This window comes from Arthrobacter sp. JB02-1C, from assembly GCF_057748045.1.
This window is the reverse complement of record NZ_CM173235.1, coordinates 1,743,196-1,766,186: the sequence shown is the minus strand read 5'-3', so window position 1 is coordinate 1,766,186 and position 22,991 is coordinate 1,743,196. Positions and strand designations below refer to the sequence as shown.

Genomic DNA, 22,991 nt, shown 5'->3' with positions numbered 1-22,991 from the left:
GTCAGCCTTCGATGGAAAGGATCGGCATCGCCTGGGTGTGGGGTGAGGCCGGGTTCGAGGCCGCCGACCTGACCCTCAGCCAGAAGAAATCGTGGCTTCCCAGCGTGAGCGTCAGCATCCCGTCGTCCCCGATGGCAGGGAACGGCTGGCCGCCGAAGACGTCGCGGAGCCCGCGGCCGGCGTATTGCGGCAGCTTGAGCGTGGTGGCGACGGGGTGCTGGGAGAGGTTGAAGGCGCACAGGATGGTTTCGGGGTCCTCGCCGGCGGGGTTTCCGGCCGGCAGCTTGCGCAGGTAGGCCAGGACGACGTCGTGGTCCGCCTCCACGTGCTGGAACGAGCCGAGCCCGAAAGCCGGGTGGTTTTTGCGCACGCTGAGGATCTGCCGGGTCCAGCGCAGCAGCGAGCCGGAGTGGGCCGCCTCGGCCTCGACGTTGGCCATGCTGTAGTTGTAAACCAGCGACTGGATGACCGGGAGGTACAGCTTGCCCGGGTCGGCGTTTGAGAATCCGGCGTTGCGGTCCGGGTTCCATTGCATCGGGGTGCGGACCGCGTCCCGGTCTTCGAGCCAGATGTTGTCGCCCATGCCGATCTCGTCACCGTAATACAGGAACGGGCTGCCCGGCAGCGAGAGCAGCAAAGCGTTGATGAGTTCGATCTCGGAGCGGGAGTTGTCCAGCAGCGGCGCGAGCCGGCGTCGGATTCCGATGTTGGCCCGCATCCGCGGGTCCGGGGCATACCAGCCCAGCATCGCGGCGCGCTCATCGGCGGTGACCATTTCCAGGGTCAGTTCGTCGTGGTTGCGCAGGAAGGTCCCCCACTGGGCGCCCTCGGGAATGTCCGGGGTATCCTGCATCGTCTCGATGATGGGCGCGGCCTTCTGGTCCCGCAGCGCGTAGTACAGCCGCGGCATGATCGGGAAGTGGAACGCCATGTGGCATTCGGGCTCCTCTTCGGTGCCGAAGTACTCCACCACCTCCGCCGGCGGCTGGTTGGCCTCGGCGATGATGACGCGGCCCGGGTAGCTTTCGTCGACCATCCGGCGCAGCTGGCGCAGGAACTCGTGGGTGGCCGGCAGGTTCTCGCAGTTGGTGCCTTCCTCCTCGAAGAGGTAAGGGATGGCGTCCGCGCGGAAACCGTCGATGCCCTGGTCGAGCCAGAACCGCACGACGTCGAAGAGCGCGTCGATGACCTTGGGGTTTTCGAAGTTCAGGTCCGGCTGGTGGCTGAAGAACCGGTGCCAGAAGAACTGCCGGCGGATCGGGTCGAAGGTCCAGTTGGACTCTTCAGTGTCCACGAAGATGATCCGGGCGTCCTGGTACTTCTCGTCGGTGTCACTCCAGACGTAGAAATCTCCGAACGGGCCCTCGGGGTCCTTGCGCGATTCCTGGAACCACGGGTGCTGGTCCGAGGTGTGGTTCAGCGGGAGGTCGATGATGACGCGGACGCCGCGGGCGTGGGCTTCGGCCACGAGGCGCTTGAAATCGCTGATGGTGCCGAATTCGTCCAGCACGGAGTTGTAGTCCGAGATGTCATAGCCGCCGTCGCGCAGCGGGGACTGGAAGAACGGCGGCAGCCAGAGGCAGTCGACGCCGAGCCATTGCAGGTAGTCCAGCTTTTCGATCAGGCCGTGGAAGTCGCCGGACCCGTCCCCGTTTCCGTCCGCGAAGCCGCGGACCAGGACCTCGTAGAAGACGGCCTTGCGGTACCAGAGGGGGTCGTGTTGAAGGCCGGGCGCGTTCAGTTCGAACGACGCCTTCGGGGTGAACTGGCTGGGATTGCTCGGGCTGAAACTCACGGGCGAGACCTCCGGATGCTCAGGATGTGGGCGGGTTCAACATGGGCGTCAAGGCGGACGTAGTTGTATTCACCCCATTCCCAGCTTTCGCCGCTGAGCAGGTCATCGACCGTGAAGCCGCCGTTGTGGGTCAGGTCCTCCGGTTCCAGCTCCAGGGCCGCGAGGTCCAGGGCGACGGTGCTTTCCCGGGTGCTGTGCGGATCGACGTTGACGACGACGATCAGGGTGTCCTTGGTGCCGTCGGGAAGGGCCTTGTGCTTGGAGTAGACGATCGTGGCGTCGTCGGTGCTGGTGTGCAGGGTCAGGTTCTGCAGATCCCCGAGGGCGGGGTGGGCGCGCCGGATGGCGTTGAGGCGGGTCAGGTACGGCGCCAGGGTCCGGCCGGATTCCGCCGCGGCGTCCCAGTCGCGGGCCTTGTACTCGAACTTTTCGTTATCGATGTACTCCTCGGCCCCGGGCCGGGCCACGTGCTCGTAGAGCTCGAACCCGGCGTAGACGCCCCAGCTCGGGCTGGCGGTGGCGGCGAGCGTTGCACGGATCCTGAACGCAGCCGGTCCGCCGAACTGCAGGTACTCCGTGAGGATGTCCGGGGTGTTGACGAAGAAGTTGGGCCGGAAATACGCCGGAGATTCGTGGCTGACCTCCTGGAAGTATTCCTCCAACTCGGTCTTGGTGTTGCGCCAGGTGAAGTAGGTGTAGGACTGCTGGAACCCTGCCCGGCCCAGTGCGTGCATCATGGCCGGGCGGGTGAACGCCTCGGCGAGGAAAACGACGTCGGGATGTTTCTTGTTGACCTTGGCAATGAGCCATTCCCAGAACCACACCGGTTTGGTGTGCGGGTTGTCGACGCGGAAGATCTTGACCCCATGGCTGATCCAGAGCAGGACAATCCGCAGGATTTCGTTGGACAGCCCGGCCGGGTCGTTGTCGAAGTTCAGCGGGAAGATGTCCTGGTACTTCTTGGGCGGGTTCTCGGCGTAGGCAATGCTGCCGTCAACCCTGGTGGTGAACCATTCGGGGTGGCTTTGCACCCAGGGGTGGTCGGGCGCCGCCTGCAGGGCCAGGTCCAGGGCCACCTCCAGGCCCAGTTCGCCGGCGCGGGCCACGAATGCGTCGAAGTCCTCGAACGTCCCCAGGTCCGGGTGGATGGCGTCATGGCCGCCCTCCTTTGCGCCGATCGCCCAGGGTGATCCGGGGTCGTGCGGGCCGGCCAGCAGGGTGTTGTTCGGCCCCTTGCGGTGCTGCGTCCCGATCGGATGGATCGGCGGCAGGTACACGATGTCGAATCCCATCGCGGCGACGGCGTCCAGCCGGCGGGCAGCGGTGCGGAACGTCCCGGAGGTCCATTCACCGGTTTCGTGGTTGCGCACGGCACCCTCGGAGCGCGGGAAGAATTCATACCAGGCGCCGCGGCCGGCGAGCTCACGCTCCACCAACAGCGGGTACGGCTCGGAGACCGTTACCAGTTCGCGGATCGGCTGCCGGTCGATGACGGCCGCGACGTCGGCGCTGAAGCCGGCGGCCAGCCGTTCTTCCGGGGTCTTGGACGCGTCCGACAGGTCCACGACGGCGATCCGCAGCGTCCGGCGGTCGGCGGAGGGGCGGCTGGCATCCTCGGACGCCTCGGTCAGCAGGGCGGCGCCCTCGGCGAGCATGAGGTCCACGTCGATGCCCGCCGCGATCTTCACCTCCGCGTTGTGGTGCCAGGTGCCGTAGCGGTCGTGCCAGGCCTCGATCACGAAAGACCAGCGGCCGGTGGCCGAGGGGGTCAGCAGCCCCTCCCAGCGGTCGGTGCCCGCGCCGCGGTCACCGCGCGGTGGCGCCAGCCGGACCCGCTGGCGCTCTTTTCCGCGGGGGTCGAGCAGCACCGCGGAAACCCCGAGCAGGTCGTGGCCTTCGCGGAAAGCGGTGGCACCGACCACGATGCCCTCGCCGACAATTGCCTTGGCGGGGAACCTGCCGTTCTCGACCGCTGGCTGCACGTCGGTGATCGGAAACCTGCCGAATTTGAGCCCGTCGGTTATCAGGCTCTTCGGCTTTTGCTTGGACATGGCACTGCTTCGCGAGTTAGTCGTCACAGCCTCGACGTTATCTACAAATCGCGGAGATTGCTAAGGGTGCTAACTTTTTTTGGACGAATCCGGAAGGCCACCCGACATTTACCGGAAAGAAACCCGATGCGGTTCCGGGGCTCCTGGTTCTCCGTTAGTGTTTCGCTGGTGAAGGCTATCCGTAGATTTACTGTCCGAACCGTTCTTCCCGAATCGATCCGGCCCCTGGCACGGCTCGCCACCAACCTCCGCTGGTCCTGGCACCTGCCGACCAGGGAGCTCTTCGAGCAACTTAACCCCGCGGTCTGGGCCGAAAGCGAGCAGGATCCGGTGACCTTCCTGGGCCTGGTCAGCCGCGAGGAGCTACAGGGCCTCGCCGCGGACCAGGACGTGGTTCAGCGGGTCCATGCCGCCGCGGCGGACCTGGACCAGTACCTGGAGCAGCCCCGCTGGTACCAGAGCCTGGGCGAAGACGCGCCGCGCTGCATCGCCTACTTTTCCCCCGAGTTCGGCATCACCGAAGTTCTTCCGCAGTACTCCGGCGGCCTGGGAATCCTGGCCGGCGACCACCTGAAGGCTGCTTCGGACCTCGGCGTCCCGCTGATCGGCGTCGGCCTGCTCTACCAGGCGGGCTATTTCAAGCAGTCGCTCTCCCGCGACGCCTGGCAACAGGAAACCTATCCGGTTTTGGACCCCGACGGGCTGCCGCTGACCCTGCTGCGCGAAAATTCGGCGGACGGCAACGGCAGGCCCATCCAGATCGCGCTTCCGCTGCCCAACGGCCGGCGGCTGCTGGCGCACGTGTGGCGGGCCGACGTCGGGCGTGTCCCGTTGCTGTTGCTCGATTCCAACGTCGCCGGCAACGACGACGCCGCCCGCGGCATCACGGACCGCCTCTACGGCGGCGGCGGCGACCACCGGCTCCAGCAGGAACTGCTGCTGGGCATGGGCGGCGTCAAAGCCTTGCGCGCCTTCCAGCGGCTGACCGGGGCGCCGGCGCCCGAGGTCTTCCACACCAACGAAGGCCACGCCGGGTTCCTCGGCGTCGAGCGCATCCAGGAGCTGATGTCCGGCGACGCCCCGCTCAGCTGGGACGAGGCCCTGACCGCGGGCCGTGCCTCCACGGTGTTCACCACGCACACCCCGGTCCCGGCCGGCATCGACCGCTTTGAAACCGCCCAGATCGAGCACTTCTTCGCGGCCGGACTGGCGCCCGATGTGCCGGTCGCGAAGATCCTGGACCTGGGCCGGGAGGACTTCACCGACGGAAATCCCTTCGTCTTCAACATGGCCGTGATGGGGCTGCGCCTGGCGCAGCGCGCCAACGGGGTCGCCAAGCTGCACGGCGTCGTCTCGCGCGGCATGTTCTCTGCACTCTGGCCCGGATTTGACCACGCGGAGGTGCCCATCACCTCCGTCACGAACGGGGTGCACGTGCCGACCTGGGTTGATCCCCGGGTCGCGAAGCTGGCCCGCCAACAGTTCGGGTCCGACGCGGAAACGCAGGGCCGCTGGGACCTGGCCTACAACGTCAGTGACGAAGCGGTATGGGCGCTGCGCCGCGAAATGCGGGTCTCGCTGGTGGAGGATGTCCGCCGGCGGCTGCGGGCGGCCTGGAAGGCGCGCGGGGCCGCCGACGCGGAGCTGGCCTGGACCGATGCCGTGCTGGACCCGGACATCCTGACCATCGGGTTTGCCCGCCGGGTGCCGACGTACAAGCGCCTGACCCTGATGCTGCGGGACCCTGCGCGGCTCAAGGCGTTGCTGCTGCACAAGACCCACCCGATCCAACTGGTCATCGCTGGCAAGTCACACCCCGCGGACGATGCCGGCAAGAAGATGATCCAGGACCTGGTCCGCTTCACCGACGACCCGGAGGTTCGGCACCGGATCGCGTTCCTGCCCAACTACGACATTGCGATGGCCCGGACCCTTTTCCCCGGCTGCGACGTCTGGCTCAACAACCCGCTCCGCCCGCTGGAGGCGTGCGGCACGTCCGGCATGAAGGCAGCGCTGAACGGCTCGTTGAACCTCTCCGTGCTGGATGGCTGGTGGGACGAGATGTACGACGGCGAGAACGGCTGGGCGATTCCCACCGCGAACAACGACGCGTCCCCGGAGGAACGCGACGACATCGAAGCGGCGGCGCTGTACGAGCTGCTGGAGACCCAGGTGGCACCGAGGTTCTACGGGCTGACGGTTTCAGCCGGTGCCGGCGCGGCTGGTCCGTCCGAACCCGGGCCGCAGGAAGTTCCAACGCACTGGGTCTCGATGATCAAGCACACCCTGGCGCACCTGGGCCCGGCCGTCTCCGCGGAACGGATGCTTAAGGATTACGTCAACGTCCTGTACCGGCCGGCCGCCATCTCCGGCCGGCATGCGACGGCCCACGGCTTCGCCGAGGCCAAGGCTCTCGCGGCCTGGTCATCGACCGTCCGGGCAGCGTGGCCGCAGATCCAGGTGGAACATGTCGATTCGGTGGGCGTTTCCGAGGATCCCCAGATCGGCGATTTCCTGCAGGTGAATGCCTATGTGGCGCTGCACAGCCTCACGCCGAAGGACGTGGCGGTGGAGGTGGCGTACGGCCGCGCCGAGGACAGCGACGAGCTGACCAACGTCACGGTGGCCGAGCTGCAGTCCGTGGAGGATCTGGGGAAAGGCCGCTACCTGTTCAGCGGCACCCTGGTGATCGACCGGTCCGGGTCGTTCGGCTACACCGTGCGGGTGCTGCCCAAGCATGAGGGACTGGCGTCCAAGGCCGAACTGGGCCTGATCGTCAACGCCTGAGCTGTTCCCGGGCCCGCTTTCGACGGCGCTGGGGCCCTCTTGCCGTTAGAAGCAGACGGCGATGACGGCGAGGTCGTTGCCGGCGTATCGTTCGGCGTCCTGCAGGATTTCGCAGATGACGCCGAATGCGCGGCCGGCCCGGAAGCCGGCGGACACCTGCCAGATCAGGGTGACGGGCGGCTCGTCGTCCTCCGCGGCGGTGTCGGCGAAGTCGTGCAGCGAATCGTTGAGGGCGTCAAGGTTCACGCCGTAGTGCTCGGGGAAGTCCAACGCGTCCCCGAAAGCTTGCAGGACGCCCTTCGTGGAGTCTGCGGCAGGGACCAGAACGGGACGGCGGCCGGCGTCGTGCATCTGGGCCAGTAGCTCCTCGAGGGTCCAGGTGTCAGCAGAAAAGATCTTCATGGGTTCCTATTTGCCTTCGGCGATGAATTTGAATGAGGCGTAATGGTCGGCCGTGTAGTACTTGTCGCCGCCCTGGCCCACTACGATCCGGCGCGCGCCCCGGTCCGACTCCCCCGGCGTCACCACGGTGAATTCCCGGTAGTACCCGGACGATCGTTGCGGCAGTATTCGTTCGAAATTTCCGAACGGGACGTTGTCCCGGGCGTACGGGTACGGGCCACCCTTCGCGATCAGGGCCAAGGTCCGGCGAGCCTCGGCTGGCAGCTCCGTCGCCTTAATCTCGGCAAGCCGGGAGGGGTTGACGACTCCGGCATCCGGCGGCGTGGATGTCCACGCGCCCTGGGCGGTGCTGGCCCGGCCTGCCTCCGGCGGGGCAGTTCCGGGCAGCGGGGGGCCGAGCAAAACAAAAGCCAGCACCACCAGCCCCAGCAGTAGGGCGAGCAGGGCTGTTAGCCGGCTCATCTTCATCCGCGCTCCCTTGCCTGGTGCCAGGACGTCAGACCCGATAGATGCTGATGCTGTTCGCCTGGATGACGTCACGCTCGCCGGACGAAACCCGGACGCCTTGGCGCCGGTCGTGCAGCTCGGAAGTGGTCAGCCGGAGTTCGTACAGCCGGTTGGGGGCGCCGACGCCGGCAGGAATCGGCGGAAGCGTGACTTTCACGTCATGGGCACCCCCATTGACGACCACCAGGCCGGTCATCTGGCCGCCGTCGGATCCGAGCAGGAGCTGCACCACCCGCTGGCCGGGGTCGTGCCAGCGTTCCTCCGACATGGCCTCGCCGTCGGCGTCGAACCAGTGGAAATAAGACTGCTGGTCCCGGGCCGGGTAATCGTGCGGCTGTCCGGCGAGGAACTCCTTGCGCAACCGGATCACGCGCTTGGTGCTGCGCAGCATCGCGTGGGACTGCGGCGTGCTGGTCCAGTCGATCCAGGTGATGGGGTTGTCCTGGCAGTAGGCGTTGTTGTTGCCCTGCTGGCTGCGGCCGATTTCGTCACCGGCACTGATCATCGGGACGCCCTGGGACACCATCAGGGCAGCCATCAGGTTTCGGCTGCTCTGTGCGCGGTGGGCCAGGACGGCCTCGTCTTCGGTGGGTCCCTCAAAACCATGGTTGTAGCTGCGGTTGTCGCCATGTCCGTCGCGGTTCTGCTCGCCGTTGGCTTCATTGTGCTTCCGGTCGTAGGAGACCAGGTCAGCGAGCGTGAAGCCGTCGTGGGCGGCAACAAAATTGACGGAGGCGAGCCGCGTGCGCCCGGACGCCGCGAACAGGCTCGCGGAACCGGACAGCGCGTCGGCGAGCCGGGCCACTGAACCGCCCTGGCCGCCGGCGTCGATCGCGGCCCGGTCAGCCAGCCAGAACGTCCGCACCGCGTCGCGGAAGTGGTCGTTCCAGTCCACCCAGCCGGCCGGAAACCGGCCGGTCTGCCAGCCGCCGTAGCCGACGTCCCACGGTTCGGCGATCAGCTTGGTGCCGGACAGCACCGGGTCCGCGGCGATCGCCACCAGGAACGGGTGCCGCGGGTCGAAGTCGTTGTCCGCGTTGCGGCACAGGGTGACGGCCAGGTCGAAGCGGAACCCGTCGATGTGGAATTCATTCACCCAATAACGCAGCGAGTCCAGCACCAGCTGCACCACCCGGGGCTCGCCGAAATTAAGGCTGTTGCCGCAGCCGGTCGTGTCCACGTACGTGCCGTGGCCGTCGTGGCGGTAGTACTGCAGCTCGCCGAGGCCGCGGAAGCTCAGCGTGGGGCCGTCCGGGCCGCCTTCGGCGGTGTGGTTGTAGACGACGTCGAGAATCACCTCGAGGCCGGCGGCATGCAGAAGCTTGACCATCCCCTTGAATTCATCCTGCACCGCCTGGGGGCCGGCGTCCCGGGCCGCCTGGGTGGCGTAGCCCGGGTGCGGGGCGAAGAATGCCGCAGTGTTGTAGCCCCAGTAATTGGTCAGCCCCAGGTCCTGCAGGTGCGGCTCGTCCACATGGAAATGGACGGGAAGGAGCTGGACGGCGGTGACGCCGAGCGCAAGGAGGTGTTCCACCATGGCCGGGTGCGCCATGCCGGCGTACGTGCCTTGGAGGTGTTCCGGAATGTCCGGGTGCAGCATGGTCTGGCCGCGGACGTGGGCTTCGTAGATGATGGTGTTGCGCCACGCGGTGTGCGGTGCCTGGTCCGCTCCCCAGTCGAAAGCGCCGGCCATCCGGACGTTGGTAATGAAATCGCCGCGTTCGTCCACGCCGCGGCCGTAGGGATCCAACAGCAGCGGCTGACCGTCGTCGGCGTCGAAGTCCCGGGTGGGCACCGGGACCGGAAGTGCCTCGGACTGCGGGGAGGGGCGCAGGCCGTACCGCGACCCGGCAGGCATCCCCTCGACGATTCCGTGGTGGACGCCATCCGTGACGTTGGGGAGGGTCTTCAGCTGCCACTCGTCGCCGGGCGCCCGGTACACGACGTCCAGGCCGGCCACGCCGGGGGCGTACACCGCGACGTTCGCGAACGCGCCGAGCGGGTCATCGATTGTTTCGGAACCGGCCCGGGGGACGCTCACGCCCAGCGGAAAAGGCCGCGAGGCATCCGCGGTGGTGGCGGGATCTATCTGCGGGTTGACCATCGCATCAAGCTTAGCCGGGGGTGACAAATGGATGCTCGTCCGCACTCCCGCCAGGCGGACAGGAGTGCAGGCGGGCACGGAGGTTCAAGGGCGGGCATACTTGGAGCAGGCCCTGACTTGGAGGTTATTGTGCGCATTGCACTTGCTCAGATCATCACCGGCCGCGAGCCGGAGCGGAACCTGGAGCTGGTCCGGGACTACGCCCGGCAGGCGAAGGCAGGCGGTGCCGACCTGGTTGTCTTCCCGGAAGCGACGATGCGCGCTTTCGGCAATTCGCTGCTGGACATCGCGGAGCCTGTCGACGGCGCTTGGGCTTCCAGCGTCCGCGCGGTCGCCGCAAAGGAGGGCATCGTCATTGTTGCCGGCATGTTCACTCCGGGGCAGTCGTCGGCCGGCACGTCCAAGGTCCGCAACACCCTCCTGGTGACGGGCCCCGGCGTTGAGGCCCGCTATGACAAGATCCATCTCTACGACGCCTTCGGCTTCGCGGAGTCGGACACCGTGGACGCCGGCGACGGCCCGGTGACGTTCGTGGTCGACGGGGTCACCTTCGGGCTCACCACCTGCTATGACGTGCGCTTTCCGGACCTGTTCACCGAAAATGCCGACCGCGGGGCCCAGGTGAACATCGTGTGCGCCTCCTGGGGTGCCGGCCCGGGCAAGGTGGAGCAGTGGAAGCTGCTCTCCCGGGCCCGCGCCGTGGACTCGACCACGTTCGTCCTGGCCTGCGGGCAGGGCGATCCCGCCAGCCAGGGCCTCGAGGTCAGCGGCTCCGCTCCCACCGGCGTGGGGCACTCCGCCGTCGTCTCACCGTTCGGCGAGGTCCTGCAGGAACTCGACGGCGCCCCGGGCCTCCTGTTCGCGGATCTGGACCCCGCCGTCGTCGACGACGCCCGCGCCAAGCTGCCGGTACTGGCCAACCGCCGGAAGTTCTAGCCGACGCCCCGAATCAAAGGGGCGAGAGGCACGTCGCCGCAAGCGGATCTTTGCAAGGAGCGCATCGCCGACCAGAGCGGAGCGAGGCCGCCCGCGGCCGAACAAAGCGCCGGGAGGAAGGACAGCCCCGAGGGCCCCGAACTGAGCTTGCGAAGTTTGGGGAGGGGCTGACCGCTAAGCGACGGCAAAGATCCGCTTGCGGCGGAGCCCGGCCACGGAAAAGGTTACTTGGCGGCGCGCTGGCGGGAGATCTCGTAGAGCGAGATGCCCACAGCCATCGAGGCGTTGAGCGATTCCATCGCCGAGTCGATCGGGATGGAGACGATCTGGTCGCAGTTTTCGCGGACCAGTCGGCTCAAGCCCTTGCCTTCGGACCCGACCACGAGGCACACCGGCTCGGTGGCCAGGGTGAGGTCCGGCAGCGAGACGTCGCCGTCGCCGTCCAGGCCCAGCACGTAGATGCCCATGTTCTTGAAGGCCTTCAGCGTGCTGTTGAGGTTGGCCGCGCGGGCCACCGGTACGCGCACGGCGGCACCGGCACTGGTCTTCCACGCCGAGGCGGTGACGCCCACGGAGCGGCGTTCCGGGACGACCACGCCGTGGCCGCTGAACGCGGACACGGAGCGGATGATTGCACCGAGGTTGCGCGGGTCGGTGATCCCGTCGAGCGCGACGAAGAGCGGCGCGTTGGCGACGTGGCCCTTCTTCCAGCTTTCGAGGGTCTCCTCGGCCAGCTCGTAGGCGTCCTGGTATTGGTACGGCGGAATCTGCAGCACGAGGCCCTGGTGGATGGCATCGTCCGTCATCCGGTCCAGCTCGGGTTTGCCCGTTTCCAGCAGCGGGATGCCGCGTTCGGCCGCAAGCTTGAGGGACTCCTTCACGCGGTCGTCCATCTCGATGCGGATCGCGACGTGCAGGGCCTTGGCAGGGATGCCGGCACGAAGGGCTTCGACCACGGAGTTGCGGCCGGTGACCACTTCCTCGGTGGCGCGGCCCTTGGGACCCGAGCGGGCGCCGGTGTTGCCGGCCCGGGTGCCCGGGCGTTTGGCTGCTGAACGGTCGGCGAGCTGCTTGTTCTTATGCGCCTTGTGGTAGGGGCGGTCTTCCGCCTTGGGCGTGGGCCCCTTGCCTTCCAGGGCCTTGCGGCCGTGGCCTCCGGTCCCGACGGTGGGGCCCTTCTTCAATTTGACCGAGCGGCGACCGTTGTTGGCCATGAGTTTCACCCTTTTAATTACGCGATTCGTGGATAAGTCTGAACTCCAGTCTACTGACCGGCGTTAAATCCTCGACGGCGGGGTCGGCGCAGGCTCCGGTGGCCTGCGACGGCCCAAAACAACTTAGTCGCGCTTCAGGCTCCAGCTGGCACCGTCCGCGCCGTCCTCAACGACCACGCCGGCGGCGGCGAGGGTGTCCCGGATGGCGTCCGAAGCGGCCCAGTCCTTATTGGCGCGGGCCTGCGCCCGGGCGGCGAGCTGGGCCTCCACCAGGACGTTGAGCGCAGCCGATTCGCGCGAGTCCGCGCCGGGACCGGAGGCGACGTCATTGAGCCCGAGCACGCGCAGCATGTCATGCACATCGTGCAGGGCCTGCCGCGCATCCTCCAGGCGTCCCTCGGTCAGCGCGGTGTTGCCGGACCGGACCGTTTCGTGGACCACCGCCAGGGCCTGCGGCACATTCAGGTCATCGTCCATGGCACGTTCGAAGGCCTCCGGGACTTTCCCGTAGGTGAAGAAGCCGTAGGTTTCGCCCTCGGAAAGTGCCCGGACCGCCCGGCTGATAAAGCCGTCAATGCGTTCGACGGCGGCGGTGGCCTCCGCCAGCGACGTGGGGCGGTAGTCAAGCACCGAGCGGTACTGCGCCTGCCCGAGGTAGTACCGGACCACCCGCGGCGATGCGAGCTCGAGCATTTGCGCCGGGCTGACCGTATTGCCGATCGACTTGGACATCTTCTCGCCGGCGTAGGTGACCATGCCGTTGTGCATCCAGAAGTTCGCGAAGCCCTGGCCGGCCGCCTGCGACTGCGCCATTTCGTTCTCGTGGTGCGGGAAACGCAGGTCAAGTCCGCCGCCGTGGATATCGAACTCGGTGCCCAGGTATTTGCCGGCCATCGCGGAGCATTCCAGATGCCAGCCGGGCCGTCCGGCGCCCCACGGGGAGTCCCAGCTCGCCGTCGTCGGTTCCCCGTCCTTGTGCCCCTTCCAGAGCGCGAAGTCGCGGGGGTCCTTCTTCCCGCGCGGGTCGGCGTCGGCTGCGCCCTGCATATCGTCGATGTTCTGGCGCGTCAGGGACCCGTATTTGGACCAGGAGCGGACGTCGAAGTAGACATCACCGGAGCCGTCCAGCGCCGGGTAGGCGTGGCCACGGTCGACCAACTGCTGAATGAGGGCGTGCATCTCCGGGATGTGGCCGGTTGCGCGCGGTTCGTACGTTGGCCGGGACACGCCCAGGGTGTCGTAGGCCTTGAGGAATTCCTGCTCATAACGGTAGGCCAGCGCCCACCATTCCTCGTTCCGCACCGTTCCCGGCTCGTCCTCGAAGTCCGCGGCGAAGGATTCGGCCGACTTCGCCAGGATTTTGTCGTCGATGTCGGTGACGTTGCGGACCACCGTGACCCGGAAGCCGCGGTATTCCAGCCAGCGGGTGAGCTGGTCGAAGGCGATTGCGGAGCGGATGTGCCCGACGTGCGGCATGCCCTGCACCGTGGCGCCACAGTAGTACAGGCTCACGTTGCCTGGAACGAGGGGGACGAAGTCGCGGACTTCGGCGGAGGCGGTGTCGTAAAAGCGCAGGGTCACCGGTCCAGATTAGCCGATTGCCGGCGGCCGAACCTGCGGTCCTACTTGCAGTGCTGGCCGATCTTGTCCAGCTGCTGCCTGAGCTGGGTGAGCTGGTCCGGGGTCTGGGTGCCGGTGGAGCTCGCGGCCACCTGCTTCATGATGTCCGACATTTGCTGGATGGGCTCCGCGACCTCCGGGGCTACCTTGTTCGCGACGTCCTGGTAGTGCTGGCTGATCTGGGCGGCCTTTTCCTTGTCGCTTCCTTGGGGCACGAACGTATCGGTGTTGAGGAATTTGCAAGTTTCGTCCACGCTCATCCGCGGCGCAGTGCTGGCCGGCTGGCCCGCGGGGCCGGCGCACCCGGCGAGCAGTGCTCCGGCGGCAAGGACGACGGCGGGAAGCAGCTTTTTCACGGGAGGTCTCCTGAAGGTCCGGAGGGGTTGTCCCTTAACAGTAGGCCCGATCGGCGCGGCGGGCCGGGTCGCGGGAATCAGCGGGCCGGATACACCAGTGCCGTGGCCGTCGCCGCGATGCCTTCGCCGCGTCCGGTGAAGCCCAGCCCGTCACTGGTGGTGGCGGAGACGCTGACGGCCGCGCCGGCAGCCGCACTGAGCACCCGCTGTGATTCCTCCCGGCGCGGACCGAACTTGGGACGGTTGGCGACGAACTGCACGGCGATGTTACCGATCTCGAAGCCCCCGGCGCGGACGATCCTGGCCGCCTCGGCCAGCAGCGTGACGCCCGAGGCCCCGGCATATTCGGGGCGGTCGGTGCCGAAGTGTGTGCCGAGGTCCCCGAGCCCGCAGGCGGAGAACAAGGCGTCGGCGGCGGCGTGGGCCACCGGGTCGCCGTCGGAGTGGCCGGCGAGTCCCCGCTCGCCGTCCCAGAACAGGCCGCCGAGCCACAGCGGCTGCGGAGCGTCCGCCGGCGCGTAGGCATGGACGTCGATGCCGATGCCGGTTCGAGGGATCGGCAGCCGGTGCGGTTCGGAGTTTTCCGCGTCCATCGGTCAGCCCTCCACCCAGCGCGCGCCCAGCGGGCCTTCCAGGAGCCCTTCGGCGAGAATCAGATCCAGCGGGGTGGTGATCTTCAGCGACTGGCTGGCCCCGCGTACGGCGTGGACCGGCACGCCGAGCAGTTCCACCAGCATGGCATCGTCGGTGACCGCCGCGTGCTGGGCGGCGTCGAACGTTGCGGCGGCCTCGTGGGCGCGCACCAGGGTCTCGGCGTCGAAACCCTGGGGCGTCTGCACCGCGCGCAGCATTTCGCGCGGTGCAGTGCCGGTTACCATCTCCGGTGCGATCTCGGCGTCGGGGCCCTGGGTCGGGTCCACCGTTTTGACGGTGTCCACCACCGGTATCACGGGGATAACGGCGACCGCGCCGGCCGCGAGTGCGGCGGCGACCCGGTGGAATACCGATTCGGGGGTGAGTGCGCGGGCCGCGTCGTGAACCAGCACGGACAGAGTTCCGGGCATCAGGGTTGAGAGTGCTGCCCGCACCGAGTCCGCACGGCTGGCACCGCCGTCGACGATGTTGAGCGCGGGCAGCGGTTCGCCGTCCTCGGGCGCGGCGGCCCGGGCGCGGTCGGCGCGCAGTTCGGCTGCGAAGGCCTCGCACTGGGCCCGGAGTTCCTGGTCCCCCGGCGGGATGGCAACGCAGATTTGCCGGGCGATGCCCGCAGCGGCCACGCCCCGCAGGGCATGGGTCAGGATGCTGTCACCGCCCAAAGGAACCTTGGCCTTCGGCATGCCGTAGCCGAGGCGTTGGCCTGATCCGGCGGCGACGAGGATGACCGCGGTGGGGCGTGCTGTGGATGCAGTACTCATGCGGACAAGACTACGTCCCGGCCCCCGCGCGGAGCCGGTTCCGGGCAAAAAGAAGCCCCGGTGGCCGTTTCGCCACCGGGGTTCGATTCTGAGCTAGGAAGCCAGGACCTCATCGAGAACGCTTGCAGCCTTCTCTTCATCGGTCTTTTCGGCCAGCGCCAGTTCTGAGATCAGAATCTGGCGGGCCTTGGCCAGCATGCGCTTCTCTCCTGCGGAGAGACCCCGGTCATGGTCGCGGCGCCACAGGTCGCGGACGACCTCTGCCACCTTGATAACATCACCGGATGCAAGCTTCTCCAGGTTCGCCTTGTAACGACGTGACCAGTTGGTAGGCTCTTCAGTGAACTCGGCCCGCAGCACGTCAAACACGTGCTCCAGGCCTTCCTTGCCCACTACGTCCCGGACCCCAACAAGGTCAACGTTCTCTGCTGGAACTTCAATGGTCAGATCACCCTGAGCCACCTTGAGCTTGAGATACATCTTCTCTTCGCCCTTGACAGTGCGCATCTTGATTTCTTCAATTTTTGCTGCACCGTGGTGAGGGTAAACTACTGTCTCGCCGACCTCAAAAACCATGTGGACATTCCCCTTTCCCGCGTATCAGTTTATCACGATTAAGGCATACGACTGGCATGGAATAGGTCCCAAAACCGCGTAATTCCGCGGAAAATGCCCTGAATCGGTCCTCCAAACCCCTTGACGAACCCGAACAATAGTGCATTCGCCCCACCCTGCCTAGGGTTTCCGGTTCGCGCCGCAAACGGCTGCCGGGGCCCCGGGGCGGACACCTGTGCGACACCCGGGTGAAGCCCTGGCCGGCCCCGTTGCGCTTCGGGTGCGTGCGCCGTTATCTACGCGCCCGAGTCCGCGTTTGACGTCTATTGCCGATAGGCTAGGGCCTGAATAATGGTTCAAGACTCTCAAGGAGTGCGTGACGTGCGTTTCACTGCGATGACCCGGGGCCGGCGCGGCAAGCTGGCATTAGCAACGGCTGCTCTTGGCATCGGCCTGCTGTCCGTAACCGGTTGCGGCTACATCAACCCTCAGCAGACCTCAGAGCAGTACTCGGCATCGGACGGGACCCGCACGGAACTCGGCCCGCTGGAGCTCCGCAACATGATGATCGTCTCCGATGGACAGGGCAAGCCGGGCCGGGTTATCGGCGCCGTGTACAACACCTCGTCGAAGGACGTGAAGCTGACCATTAACGGCGCCAACGGCTCCCAGACCCAGGTGCCGGTCAAGAAGAACTCCTACACGCTGCTCAACGACAGCTCCGACTCCGCGGTGCTGAGCTCCACCGGCGGCAAGCCCGGATCCGTCGTCGAGGTGACCATCCGCGAGGACGCCAACAACACAGAGGCCAAGTTCAAGATGCCGGTCCTGGACGGCACGATCACGGAGTACAAGCAGTACCTGCCCACCCCCGAGCCCACGAGTTCGGGCACCGCTTCCGGTACGGCGAGTCCCGGCGCTTCGTCGTCCACGACGGCGGCCGCGTCCCCGGCCCCCTCGCCGAGCAGCAGCCGCTAGCGTCAGCGCCGCTTGGCGGCACATAATTCGCGGCACAGAAAAGGAGAGGCACCCTGCACGGGTGCCTCTCCTTTATGTTTCCGCGTTCTCGCCCCGGCTAGGGTTCGAACTTGTACCCCAGGCCGCGGACCGTGATCAGGTACCGCGGCGCGGACGGGTCCGGCTCAACTTTGCTGCGGAGCCGCTTGACGTGCACGTCCAGGGTCTTCGTGTCGCCCACGTAGTCCGAGCCCCAGACCCGGTCGATCAGCTGGCCGCGGGTGAGCACCCGGCCGGAGTTGCGCAGCAGCATCTCCAGCAGCTCGAATTCCTTCAGCGGCAGCGACACCTGCTCGCCCTTGACGCTGACCACGTGCCGCTCAATGTCCATCCGGACCGGACCGGCCTGGACGGTGCTGGACACGAGCTCCTCCGGTTCACCGTGCCGGCGCAGCACTGCCCGCACCCGGGCCACCAGCTCCCTGGAGGAGTAGGGCTTGGTCACGTAGTCGTCGGCGCCCAGCTCCAGGCCCACCACCTTGTCAATCTCCGCGTCCTTGGCGGTCAGCATGATTACCGGCACGGAGGACCGCTGACGCAGCTGGCGGCACACCTCCGTGCCCGATTGCCCGGGGAGCTGCAGGTCCAGCAGGACCAGGTCTGCGCCATTGCGGTCAAACTCGGTGATGGCGTCGAGGCCGTTGTCCACGACCTCCACCTCGAACCCTTCCTTGCCCAGCAGATAGGAGAGGGGGTCACTGAACGATTCCTCGTCCTCGACAATAAGAATCCGGCTCAAGCGCTAGCTCCTTGCTCATGGACGCCGGTGGCGTCACGTCGTTCTGGTCGTGCGTTGGGCGGGGTCCGTCGGGGGTCCGCCGCAGGTTGGTCCTGGCCCTCCATTTCCGGAAGGCGGATGGTGAAGGTGGAGCCCTGGCCGGGCTGTGACCACAGCGTGACCTCGCCGCCGTGGTTCGCCATCACGTGCTTGACGATGCTCAGGCCAAGTCCGGTGCCGCCGGTGTGGCGGGACCGGGCGGCGTCCACCCGGTAGAAGCGTTCGAAGACGCGCTCCTGGTCCTCGGGGCTGAGCCCCTCCCCCTGGTCCGTCACGGAGACGGCCACCAGGCCGTCCCTGGCCCGCACCCCAACGCCTACGCGGGTGTTCTCCGGGGAATAGCGGATGGCGTTGTCGATCAGGTTGCGCAGCGCCGTGACCAGCAGGTCCTTCTCGCCGTACACCATGGCGTCGGCCCGACCGCCCACCACAATCTCGATGTTCTTGCTCTCGGCGGGGAGCTGGGACCGGTCCACAGCCTCGGCGACCACCGTGTTGATGTCCACTGGATGCGCCTGCTGCGCGACGTTCGCGCCCTGCAGCCTGGACAGCTCAATGATGTCCTGCACCAAGGCGGCCAGCCGGGTGGATTCCTTGTGCATGCGCCTGGCGAACCGGCGGACTGCCTCCTCGTCGTCGGGTGAGGCCTCCAGCGCCTCGGCCAGCAGCGAAATGGCGCCGACGGGGGTCTTCAGCTCATGCGAGACGTTGGCCACGAAGTCGTTACGGATCTCCTCGGTGCGGGTGATCTCGGTGCGGTCGTCGGCCAGGAGCAGGATGTATTCCTCGCCGAGCACGGCCGCGCGGACCTGCACCACAATGGTCCCCTGGCCCAGCGGCCCGCGGGGCAGCTCGAGCTGTTTTTCCAGGATCACGCCGTCGCGGCGCACTTTGGCGGTCATCTCCAGCAGTTGCTGATGTACCACCGTGTGACCGCGGACCAGTCCGTACGCGTAGGCCGCCGGGCTGGCGCGCACCACGCCGTCGACGGCGTCCACGACGACGAAGGCCCGGCCGACGACGGCCAGAACCTCCGCGGCGCCGTCGGGCAGGGAGGGATCGTCGGTTTCGACGTTGCTGAGCGTGCGCTGCTGTTCGCTGACGCGAAAGGCGAGCACACCAAAGATGCCGAGCGACAGGCCGACCAGCCCCGCGATCACGCCGATGAGCATTGGATCCACGGCTCCAGCTTATGCGCTGCGGCCCGCCGGAAATCTCCACGGGTGCGATTGCAGCGCCGGTTCAGCTAACGTTCACCTATTGAGGCGTAACAGTTCACCGGAGAATGGAAGGGTGGCAGGTTGAACGCCGCAACGGTGAATCGAAACGGGCCGGCCACTGCGGTGTCCCGGTGACGTTTCCAAGGAAAGGACGCACCCGTGCGCAAGGTTTTTCAGGAAGAGCTCACCCAGGTTGGTGAGCAGCTTATCGAAATCTCGAAGTTGGTCAGCGAGGCCTTCGAGAAGGCGACGACGGCATTCCAGGGCGCCGATATCGACCTCGCCGAGGACGTCATTGCGGCGGACGCGCGGATCGACTTCCTGCAGAACAGCCTCGATGAGCGCGCCATCGACATCCTCGCCCTGCAGGGCCCGGTCGCCAGTGACCTGCGGATGATCGTGGGTTCGCTGCGGATGAGCGCCTCGCTGGAGCGAATGGGCGACCTCGCACGGCACATCGCCCAGCTCGCCCGGCTCCGCTACCCGGCCAACGTCATCCCGGAGTCGCTGCAGGAGACCTTCCGGAGCTTCGCGAAGCATGACCTGGAGATCGCAGAGAAGCTGACCGTCCTGCTGGAGACCCGCGACCTTGAGGTGGCCCGCGACATCCTCAAAGCCAACACAGTCATCAACGACCTGCACCTGAGCGTCTTCAAGGCGATCGCGCGCAGCGACTGGTCCGAGTCCGCCGCCACCACGGTGGACGTGGCCCTGGCGAGCCGCTACTTCGAACGCTTCGCGGACCACGGAGTTTCCGTCACGCAGAAGGTCACCTACCTGGTCACCGGCGCCTGGCAGCCGAACAGCAACGAACACAGCTGACGCTGCCTGCTCCTCCGGGAGCAGACAGCCCAACGGCGGCCGGTCACCTCGGAGGTGACCGGCCGCCGTCGTCGTACCAGGGGCGGGAGCGTTACTTCTTGCCCTGGTTGGCCACTGCCTTGATCGACTCGGCGGCGGCCTCGGGGTCGAGGTAGGTGCCGCCCGGGTTCAGCGGCTTGAAGTCCTCGTCCAGTTCGTAGACAAGCGGGATGCCGGTGGGGATGTTCAGCCCGGCGATATCCGCGTCGCTGATGCCGTCAAGGTGCTTGACCAGCGCCCGCAGCGAGTTGCCGTGCGCGGTGACCAGCACGGTCTTTCCGGCCTTGAGGTCTTCCTTGATCTCGGATTCCCAGTACGGCAGCAGCCGGATCAGGACGTCTTTGAGGCACTCGGTGCGCGGCATCGCGTCGCCGAGGTCCGCGTAGCGCGGGTCCCCCACCTGGGAGAACTCGGAGTCATCGGCGAGCGGCGGCGGCGGGGTGTCGTAGGACCGGCGCCAGGTCATGAACTGCTCCTCGCCGTATTCGGCCAGGGTCTGGGCCTTGTCCTTGCCCTGCAGCGCACCGTAATGCCGTTCGTTGAGCCGCCAGTCGCGCTTGACGTCGATCCAGCCCCGGTCGGCCTTCTCCAGCGTCAGGTTTGCGGTGTTGATGGCCCGCTTCAGCCGCGAGGTGTAGACGATGTCCGGAAGGGCGTCGTTCTCGACCAGCAACTCGCCGCCGCGCACCGCTTCGGCACGTCCCTGATCGTTCAGGTCGACGTCCACCCAGCCGGTGAACAGGTTCTTGGCGTTCCATTCGCTGTGGCCGTGGCGCAGCAGAATCAGCTTGTAAGTCATGCTTTTCATCCTAACCGAGCGCCTGTTCCTGTGCCCGGCGTTACAGCGGCACCGCCCCCGGGCTCCGGAGCGGGCAGCGCCGGGGACAGTGCCGGCGGGCGGATAGGGTGGCTAGGTGGTGCAGAAGGCGAAGCGGGTGCAGTCCCCCCGGGCTCCGGGCGGCTTGGGTGGCGGCTCCGGGGCCGCGCGACCGGTGGGCAACGTGACCCGGGGAACGACCAACCCCAACCGGATGCGCCGGGTCGACCGCTGGCTGGCCGGGCCACAGGCGTGGCGGCTGCGCAACGCGGCGGATCCGCTGGTGGTGGACCTGGGCTATGGCGCCTCGCCGGCTACCGCCGTCGAACTCTTCGAGCGGCTGAGCGCCGTGCGCCCCGGCGTGCGCGTCGTTGGGATTGAAATCGAGCCGGAACGTGTCCGGCTGGCCCAGGCCCTGGAACGCCCCGGGCTGAGCTTCCAACTGGGCGGCTTCGAGCTCCCGGTGCCGGGCCGGCCGGTGCTGGTCCGGGCATTCAACGTGCTCCGGCAATACGAGGAGGCCGACGTCCCCGCAGTGTGGCGCCTGGTGCAGGACCGGCTGGCTCCCGGCGGGCTGTTCATCGACGGTACCTGTGACGAAATTGGCCGCCGGGTGACATGGGTGGCGCTCGACGGCGCGCGGCCCCTGAGTCTTTCGCTCTCCTTGCGCTTCGGCGGGTTCGCGCTCCCCTCGGAAATCGCGGAACGGCTGCCGAAGGCCCTGATCCACCGGAACGTGCCCGGCGAGAAGATCCATGGTTACCTGCAGGCGCTCGACCAGGGCTGGCTGGAAGCTGCGCCGCTGGCCTCCTTCGGAAACCGGCAGCGCTGGGTGGCCATGTGCCGGATCCTGCGTGCCGGCGGCTGGCCGGTGCAGGACGGTCCGGCGCGCTGGCGGCTGGGTGAAATCACGGTGGACTGGGACGCCGTAGCGCCTGCCTGACGCTGGCCGTGGGCCGGCGGTGGGCCGGCGGGGACTACCAGGGACCGTAGGGGCCCATGTTCCTGCTTCCGCCGCGGCCGGCGTCCTTCACTGCGGGACGGACGTCGGCGAGGTAGACGGAGGCGGCCGTGACGGCGGCGAGGCCGAAGAGTCCGAGGGCGTTGACGGGGCTGCCGCCGCGGTAGGTCAGGACGGCCAACGCCCCGATGGCCAGGGCAACGCCGGTGAGGGCAAGCCAGAAGGTCTTGGTCCGCTTGGAGACCGCTTCAAAAGCGTTGGCCTTGTGGCGCAGGCAGTCGAGGAACGCCCAGATCTCCAGGCCAAGGGAAATGAGCAAGATGACGACGCTCACGCCGAAATCGGCGAAAACAACGAGGGTTCTTCCGTCCATCCCCCCAGCCTAGCCGCCCGGGGCGGCCTTAGGCGTCCAGCGTGGCCAACGCCTGTTCCAAGTCGGCCCACAGGTCCTCGACATGTTCAATGCCGACGCTGAGCCGGACCAGGTTCTCGGGTACGCTGAGCGGTTCGGCGGTGTGCCGGCGCCTGCGCTCAATCAACGATTCCACCCCGCCCAGGGAGGTCGCGGGCAGCCACAGCTGCAGCGCCCGGATCATCCGGTCGGCGGCGTCCGCGCCGGTCAGCCCGGCTGCCTCCAGCGGTGCCATCTCGATGCACAGCACCGACCCAAAACCTTTCATCTGCGCTTTGGCCCGCTCGTGGCCCGGATCCGAGGCGAGCCCCGGGTAGCGGATGCGGCCAACGCGCGGGTGCACGCTGAGCCGTTGCGCCAGCACCGCCGCCGAGGCCTGCGAGCGCTCAATCCGGAGGGCGAGGGTGCGCAGCCCGCGCAGCGCCAGCCACGCCTCGAAGGGACCCGCGATGCCCCCGTGGATGGTCCGGTGATGCAGCAGCCGGGCGTGCAACTCGTCGTCGGAAGTTACCAGGGCGCCGAGTACGACGTCGGAGTGTCCGGAGAGGTATTTGGTGACCGAGTGCAGGACAAGGTCCGAGCCCAGGCTGAGCGGCTGCTGGACCAGCGGGGTGGAGAAGGTGTTGTCCGTAACCACCAGGGCGCCGGCGGAGTGTGCCGCCGCTGTCAGGGCGCGGATGTCCGCGACGCCGAGCATCGGGTTGGTGGGGCTTTCCAGCCACAACATGTCGGCGGGCTTTCCGCCGGCGGGGGCCAGCTGCGCCAGCACCGCAGCGGTGTCCGCGATGTCCACCGTGCGCAGTTCGAGCGCACCCTTCTGCGCCAGTTCCGTCGCCATGACCAGCGAGCCGGCGTAGCTGTGCGACGGCATCACCAGTACCCCCTGCGCCGGGACCAGGGAAAGGGCGGAGCTGACGGCGGCGAGTCCGGACGCGTACAGCAGACCCGGCAGCGCGGCGCCCTCCAGCTGCGCCAGTGCCTGTGCGAACGGGTCCCAGGTGGGGTTCGAGTAGCGGCCGTAACCGCGGTCGCCGGGGCCCAGCGGCCCGGTGCCGAAATACGTGGAGGAAAGCACGATCGGCGGGTTGACCGGTGCGTCACGGTCACGCGGCGGACGGCCGGCGGCCACCACGAGGGTTTCCGCTGAGAGCGCGGCGGCCTGTTCTTCGGGAAGACTCATGGT

General features: G+C 67.3%; 21 protein-coding genes. 5 read left to right on the top strand and 16 right to left on the bottom strand.

The features are described from left to right. Position 1 precedes the first annotated feature (1 nt). Complete coding sequence (gene treS, locus AC3ANP_RS08530) at positions 2-1,795, bottom strand: maltose alpha-D-glucosyltransferase (RefSeq protein WP_488332883.1); 1,794 nt, start codon at positions 1,793-1,795, stop codon at positions 2-4. Next, positions 1,792-3,846, bottom strand: a complete 2,055-nt coding sequence (locus tag AC3ANP_RS08525; RefSeq protein ID WP_488332882.1) for an alpha-1,4-glucan--maltose-1-phosphate maltosyltransferase — start codon at positions 3,844-3,846, stop codon at positions 1,792-1,794. Before AC3ANP_RS08525 ends, treS begins: the two co-directional genes overlap by 4 nt. A 168-nt stretch (positions 3,847-4,014) precedes the next feature. On the opposite strand from AC3ANP_RS08525, the gene glgP reads away from it, so the two are divergent. Then, positions 4,015-6,633, top strand: coding sequence for an alpha-glucan family phosphorylase (gene glgP / locus AC3ANP_RS08520; protein ID WP_488332881.1), 2,619 nt, complete (start codon positions 4,015-4,017; stop codon positions 6,631-6,633). Positions 6,634-6,678: 45 nt separating this feature from the next. On the opposite strand, the gene AC3ANP_RS08515 is transcribed toward glgP, so the two are convergent. From AC3ANP_RS08515 to glgX, 3 genes are read right to left on the bottom strand one after another with little or no spacing between them, the layout of a single operon-like run. Then, positions 6,679-7,035, bottom strand: a complete 357-nt coding sequence (locus AC3ANP_RS08515; protein WP_488332880.1) for a barstar family protein — start codon at positions 7,033-7,035, stop codon at positions 6,679-6,681. A 6-nt stretch (positions 7,036-7,041) separates the two neighbouring features. Continuing rightward, positions 7,042-7,497: a guanyl-specific ribonuclease gene (locus AC3ANP_RS08510; protein WP_488332879.1), complete on the bottom strand. Its 456-nt coding sequence runs from the start codon at positions 7,495-7,497 to the stop codon at positions 7,042-7,044. Between the two features lie 34 nt (positions 7,498-7,531). Continuing rightward, a complete protein-coding gene (gene glgX / locus AC3ANP_RS08505) occupies positions 7,532-9,646 on the bottom strand; it encodes a glycogen debranching protein GlgX (RefSeq protein ID WP_488332878.1) in 2,115 nt (704 codons plus the stop codon). A 129-nt stretch (positions 9,647-9,775) separates the two neighbouring features. Between glgX and AC3ANP_RS08500 the strand changes: the two genes are divergently transcribed. Beyond that, positions 9,776-10,582, top strand: a complete 807-nt coding sequence (locus AC3ANP_RS08500; protein ID WP_488332877.1) for a carbon-nitrogen hydrolase family protein — start codon at positions 9,776-9,778, stop codon at positions 10,580-10,582. Positions 10,583-10,806: 224 nt separating this feature from the next. Here AC3ANP_RS08500 and rlmB read toward each other — a convergent pair whose 3' ends face one another. From rlmB to AC3ANP_RS08470, 6 genes are all read right to left on the bottom strand, one after another. Then, a complete protein-coding gene (gene rlmB / locus AC3ANP_RS08495; RefSeq protein ID WP_488332876.1) occupies positions 10,807-11,796 on the bottom strand; it encodes a 23S rRNA (guanosine(2251)-2'-O)-methyltransferase RlmB in 990 nt (329 codons plus the stop codon). Positions 11,797-11,919: 123 nt separating this feature from the next. After that, the gene (gene cysS, locus AC3ANP_RS08490) at positions 11,920-13,377 is read right to left on the bottom strand and encodes a cysteine--tRNA ligase (protein ID WP_488332875.1); all 1,458 of its coding nucleotides are present in this window, start codon (positions 13,375-13,377) and stop codon (positions 11,920-11,922) included. Between the two features lie 41 nt (positions 13,378-13,418). Next, positions 13,419-13,772 (bottom strand): hypothetical protein, encoded by a 354-nt coding sequence (locus AC3ANP_RS08485; RefSeq protein ID WP_488332874.1) that lies wholly within the window; start codon positions 13,770-13,772, stop codon positions 13,419-13,421. Positions 13,773-13,849: 77 nt separating this feature from the next. Further along, on the bottom strand, positions 13,850-14,365 hold the full coding sequence (ispF, locus tag AC3ANP_RS08480; protein ID WP_488332873.1) for a 2-C-methyl-D-erythritol 2,4-cyclodiphosphate synthase: 516 nt from the start codon (positions 14,363-14,365) through the stop codon (positions 13,850-13,852). A 3-nt stretch (positions 14,366-14,368) separates the two neighbouring features. Further along, a complete protein-coding gene (gene ispD, locus AC3ANP_RS08475) occupies positions 14,369-15,187 on the bottom strand; it encodes a 2-C-methyl-D-erythritol 4-phosphate cytidylyltransferase (RefSeq protein WP_488332872.1) in 819 nt (272 codons plus the stop codon). 93 nt (positions 15,188-15,280) lie between these two features. After that, positions 15,281-15,763, bottom strand: a complete 483-nt coding sequence (locus AC3ANP_RS08470; protein WP_026266570.1) for a CarD family transcriptional regulator — start codon at positions 15,761-15,763, stop codon at positions 15,281-15,283. A gap of 360 nt (positions 15,764-16,123) precedes the next feature. Here AC3ANP_RS08470 and AC3ANP_RS08465 point away from each other — a divergent pair, with 360 nt between their 5' ends. Then, a complete protein-coding gene (locus tag AC3ANP_RS08465; protein WP_488332871.1) occupies positions 16,124-16,720 on the top strand; it encodes a hypothetical protein in 597 nt (198 codons plus the stop codon). 97 nt (positions 16,721-16,817) lie between these two features. Here AC3ANP_RS08465 and AC3ANP_RS08460 read toward each other — a convergent pair whose 3' ends face one another. Both AC3ANP_RS08460 and AC3ANP_RS08455 read right to left on the bottom strand, forming a co-directional pair. After that, positions 16,818-17,498 carry a response regulator gene (locus tag AC3ANP_RS08460; RefSeq protein ID WP_354237218.1) on the bottom strand — a complete coding sequence of 227 codons (681 nt, stop codon included), beginning with the start codon at positions 17,496-17,498 and terminating at the stop codon, positions 16,818-16,820. Next, the gene (locus AC3ANP_RS08455; protein WP_488333001.1) at positions 17,495-18,709 is read right to left on the bottom strand and encodes a sensor histidine kinase; all 1,215 of its coding nucleotides are present in this window, start codon (positions 18,707-18,709) and stop codon (positions 17,495-17,497) included. The genes AC3ANP_RS08460 and AC3ANP_RS08455 overlap by 4 nt, the downstream gene beginning before the upstream one ends. A gap of 207 nt (positions 18,710-18,916) precedes the next feature. On the opposite strand from AC3ANP_RS08455, the gene phoU reads away from it, so the two are divergent. Further along, the gene (phoU, locus tag AC3ANP_RS08450) at positions 18,917-19,579 is read left to right on the top strand and encodes a phosphate signaling complex protein PhoU (protein WP_488332870.1); all 663 of its coding nucleotides are present in this window, start codon (positions 18,917-18,919) and stop codon (positions 19,577-19,579) included. 91 nt (positions 19,580-19,670) lie between these two features. On the opposite strand, the gene AC3ANP_RS08445 is transcribed toward phoU, so the two are convergent. After that, positions 19,671-20,417 carry a phosphoglyceromutase gene (locus tag AC3ANP_RS08445; RefSeq protein WP_488332869.1) on the bottom strand — a complete coding sequence of 249 codons (747 nt, stop codon included), beginning with the start codon at positions 20,415-20,417 and terminating at the stop codon, positions 19,671-19,673. A 115-nt stretch (positions 20,418-20,532) separates the two neighbouring features. Here AC3ANP_RS08445 and AC3ANP_RS08440 point away from each other — a divergent pair, with 115 nt between their 5' ends. Further along, positions 20,533-21,378 (top strand): class I SAM-dependent methyltransferase, encoded by an 846-nt coding sequence (locus tag AC3ANP_RS08440; RefSeq protein WP_488332868.1) that lies wholly within the window; start codon positions 20,533-20,535, stop codon positions 21,376-21,378. 34 nt (positions 21,379-21,412) lie between these two features. On the opposite strand, the gene AC3ANP_RS08435 is transcribed toward AC3ANP_RS08440, so the two are convergent. Continuing rightward, a complete protein-coding gene (locus AC3ANP_RS08435) occupies positions 21,413-21,769 on the bottom strand; it encodes a DUF2516 family protein (RefSeq protein ID WP_488332867.1) in 357 nt (118 codons plus the stop codon). Positions 21,770-21,797: 28 nt separating this feature from the next. After that, positions 21,798-22,988 carry a trans-sulfuration enzyme family protein gene (locus AC3ANP_RS08430; protein WP_488332866.1) on the bottom strand — a complete coding sequence of 397 codons (1,191 nt, stop codon included), beginning with the start codon at positions 22,986-22,988 and terminating at the stop codon, positions 21,798-21,800. Positions 22,989-22,991 lie beyond the last annotated feature (3 nt).

Bases quoted from the DNA above. Each gene is read 5' to 3' on its own strand.
- AC3ANP_RS08445 (WP_488332869.1), bottom strand. From the start codon at position 20,417: ATGACTTACAAGCTGATTCTGCTGCGCCACGGCCACAGCGAATGGAAC.
- AC3ANP_RS08430 (WP_488332866.1), bottom strand. From the start codon at position 22,988: ATGAGTCTTCCCGAAGAACAGGCCGCCGCGCTCTCAGCGGAAACCCTC.
- AC3ANP_RS08435 (WP_488332867.1), bottom strand. From the start codon at position 21,769: ATGGACGGAAGAACCCTCGTTGTTTTCGCCGATTTCGGCGTGAGCGTC.
- AC3ANP_RS08510 (WP_488332879.1), bottom strand. From the start codon at position 7,497: ATGAGCCGGCTAACAGCCCTGCTCGCCCTACTGCTGGGGCTGGTGGTG.
- AC3ANP_RS08525 (WP_488332882.1), bottom strand. From the start codon at position 3,846: ATGTCCAAGCAAAAGCCGAAGAGCCTGATAACCGACGGGCTCAAATTC.
- glgX (WP_488332878.1), bottom strand. From the start codon at position 9,646: ATGGTCAACCCGCAGATAGATCCCGCCACCACCGCGGATGCCTCGCGG.
- ispD (WP_488332872.1), bottom strand. From the start codon at position 15,187: ATGAGTACTGCATCCACAGCACGCCCCACCGCGGTCATCCTCGTCGCC.
- AC3ANP_RS08515 (WP_488332880.1), bottom strand. From the start codon at position 7,035: ATGAAGATCTTTTCTGCTGACACCTGGACCCTCGAGGAGCTACTGGCC.
- AC3ANP_RS08470 (WP_026266570.1), bottom strand. From the start codon at position 15,763: ATGGTTTTTGAGGTCGGCGAGACAGTAGTTTACCCTCACCACGGTGCA.
- ispF (WP_488332873.1), bottom strand. From the start codon at position 14,365: ATGGACGCGGAAAACTCCGAACCGCACCGGCTGCCGATCCCTCGAACC.
- rlmB (WP_488332876.1), bottom strand. From the start codon at position 11,796: ATGGCCAACAACGGTCGCCGCTCGGTCAAATTGAAGAAGGGCCCCACC.
- AC3ANP_RS08455 (WP_488333001.1), bottom strand. From the start codon at position 18,709: ATGCTCATCGGCGTGATCGCGGGGCTGGTCGGCCTGTCGCTCGGCATC.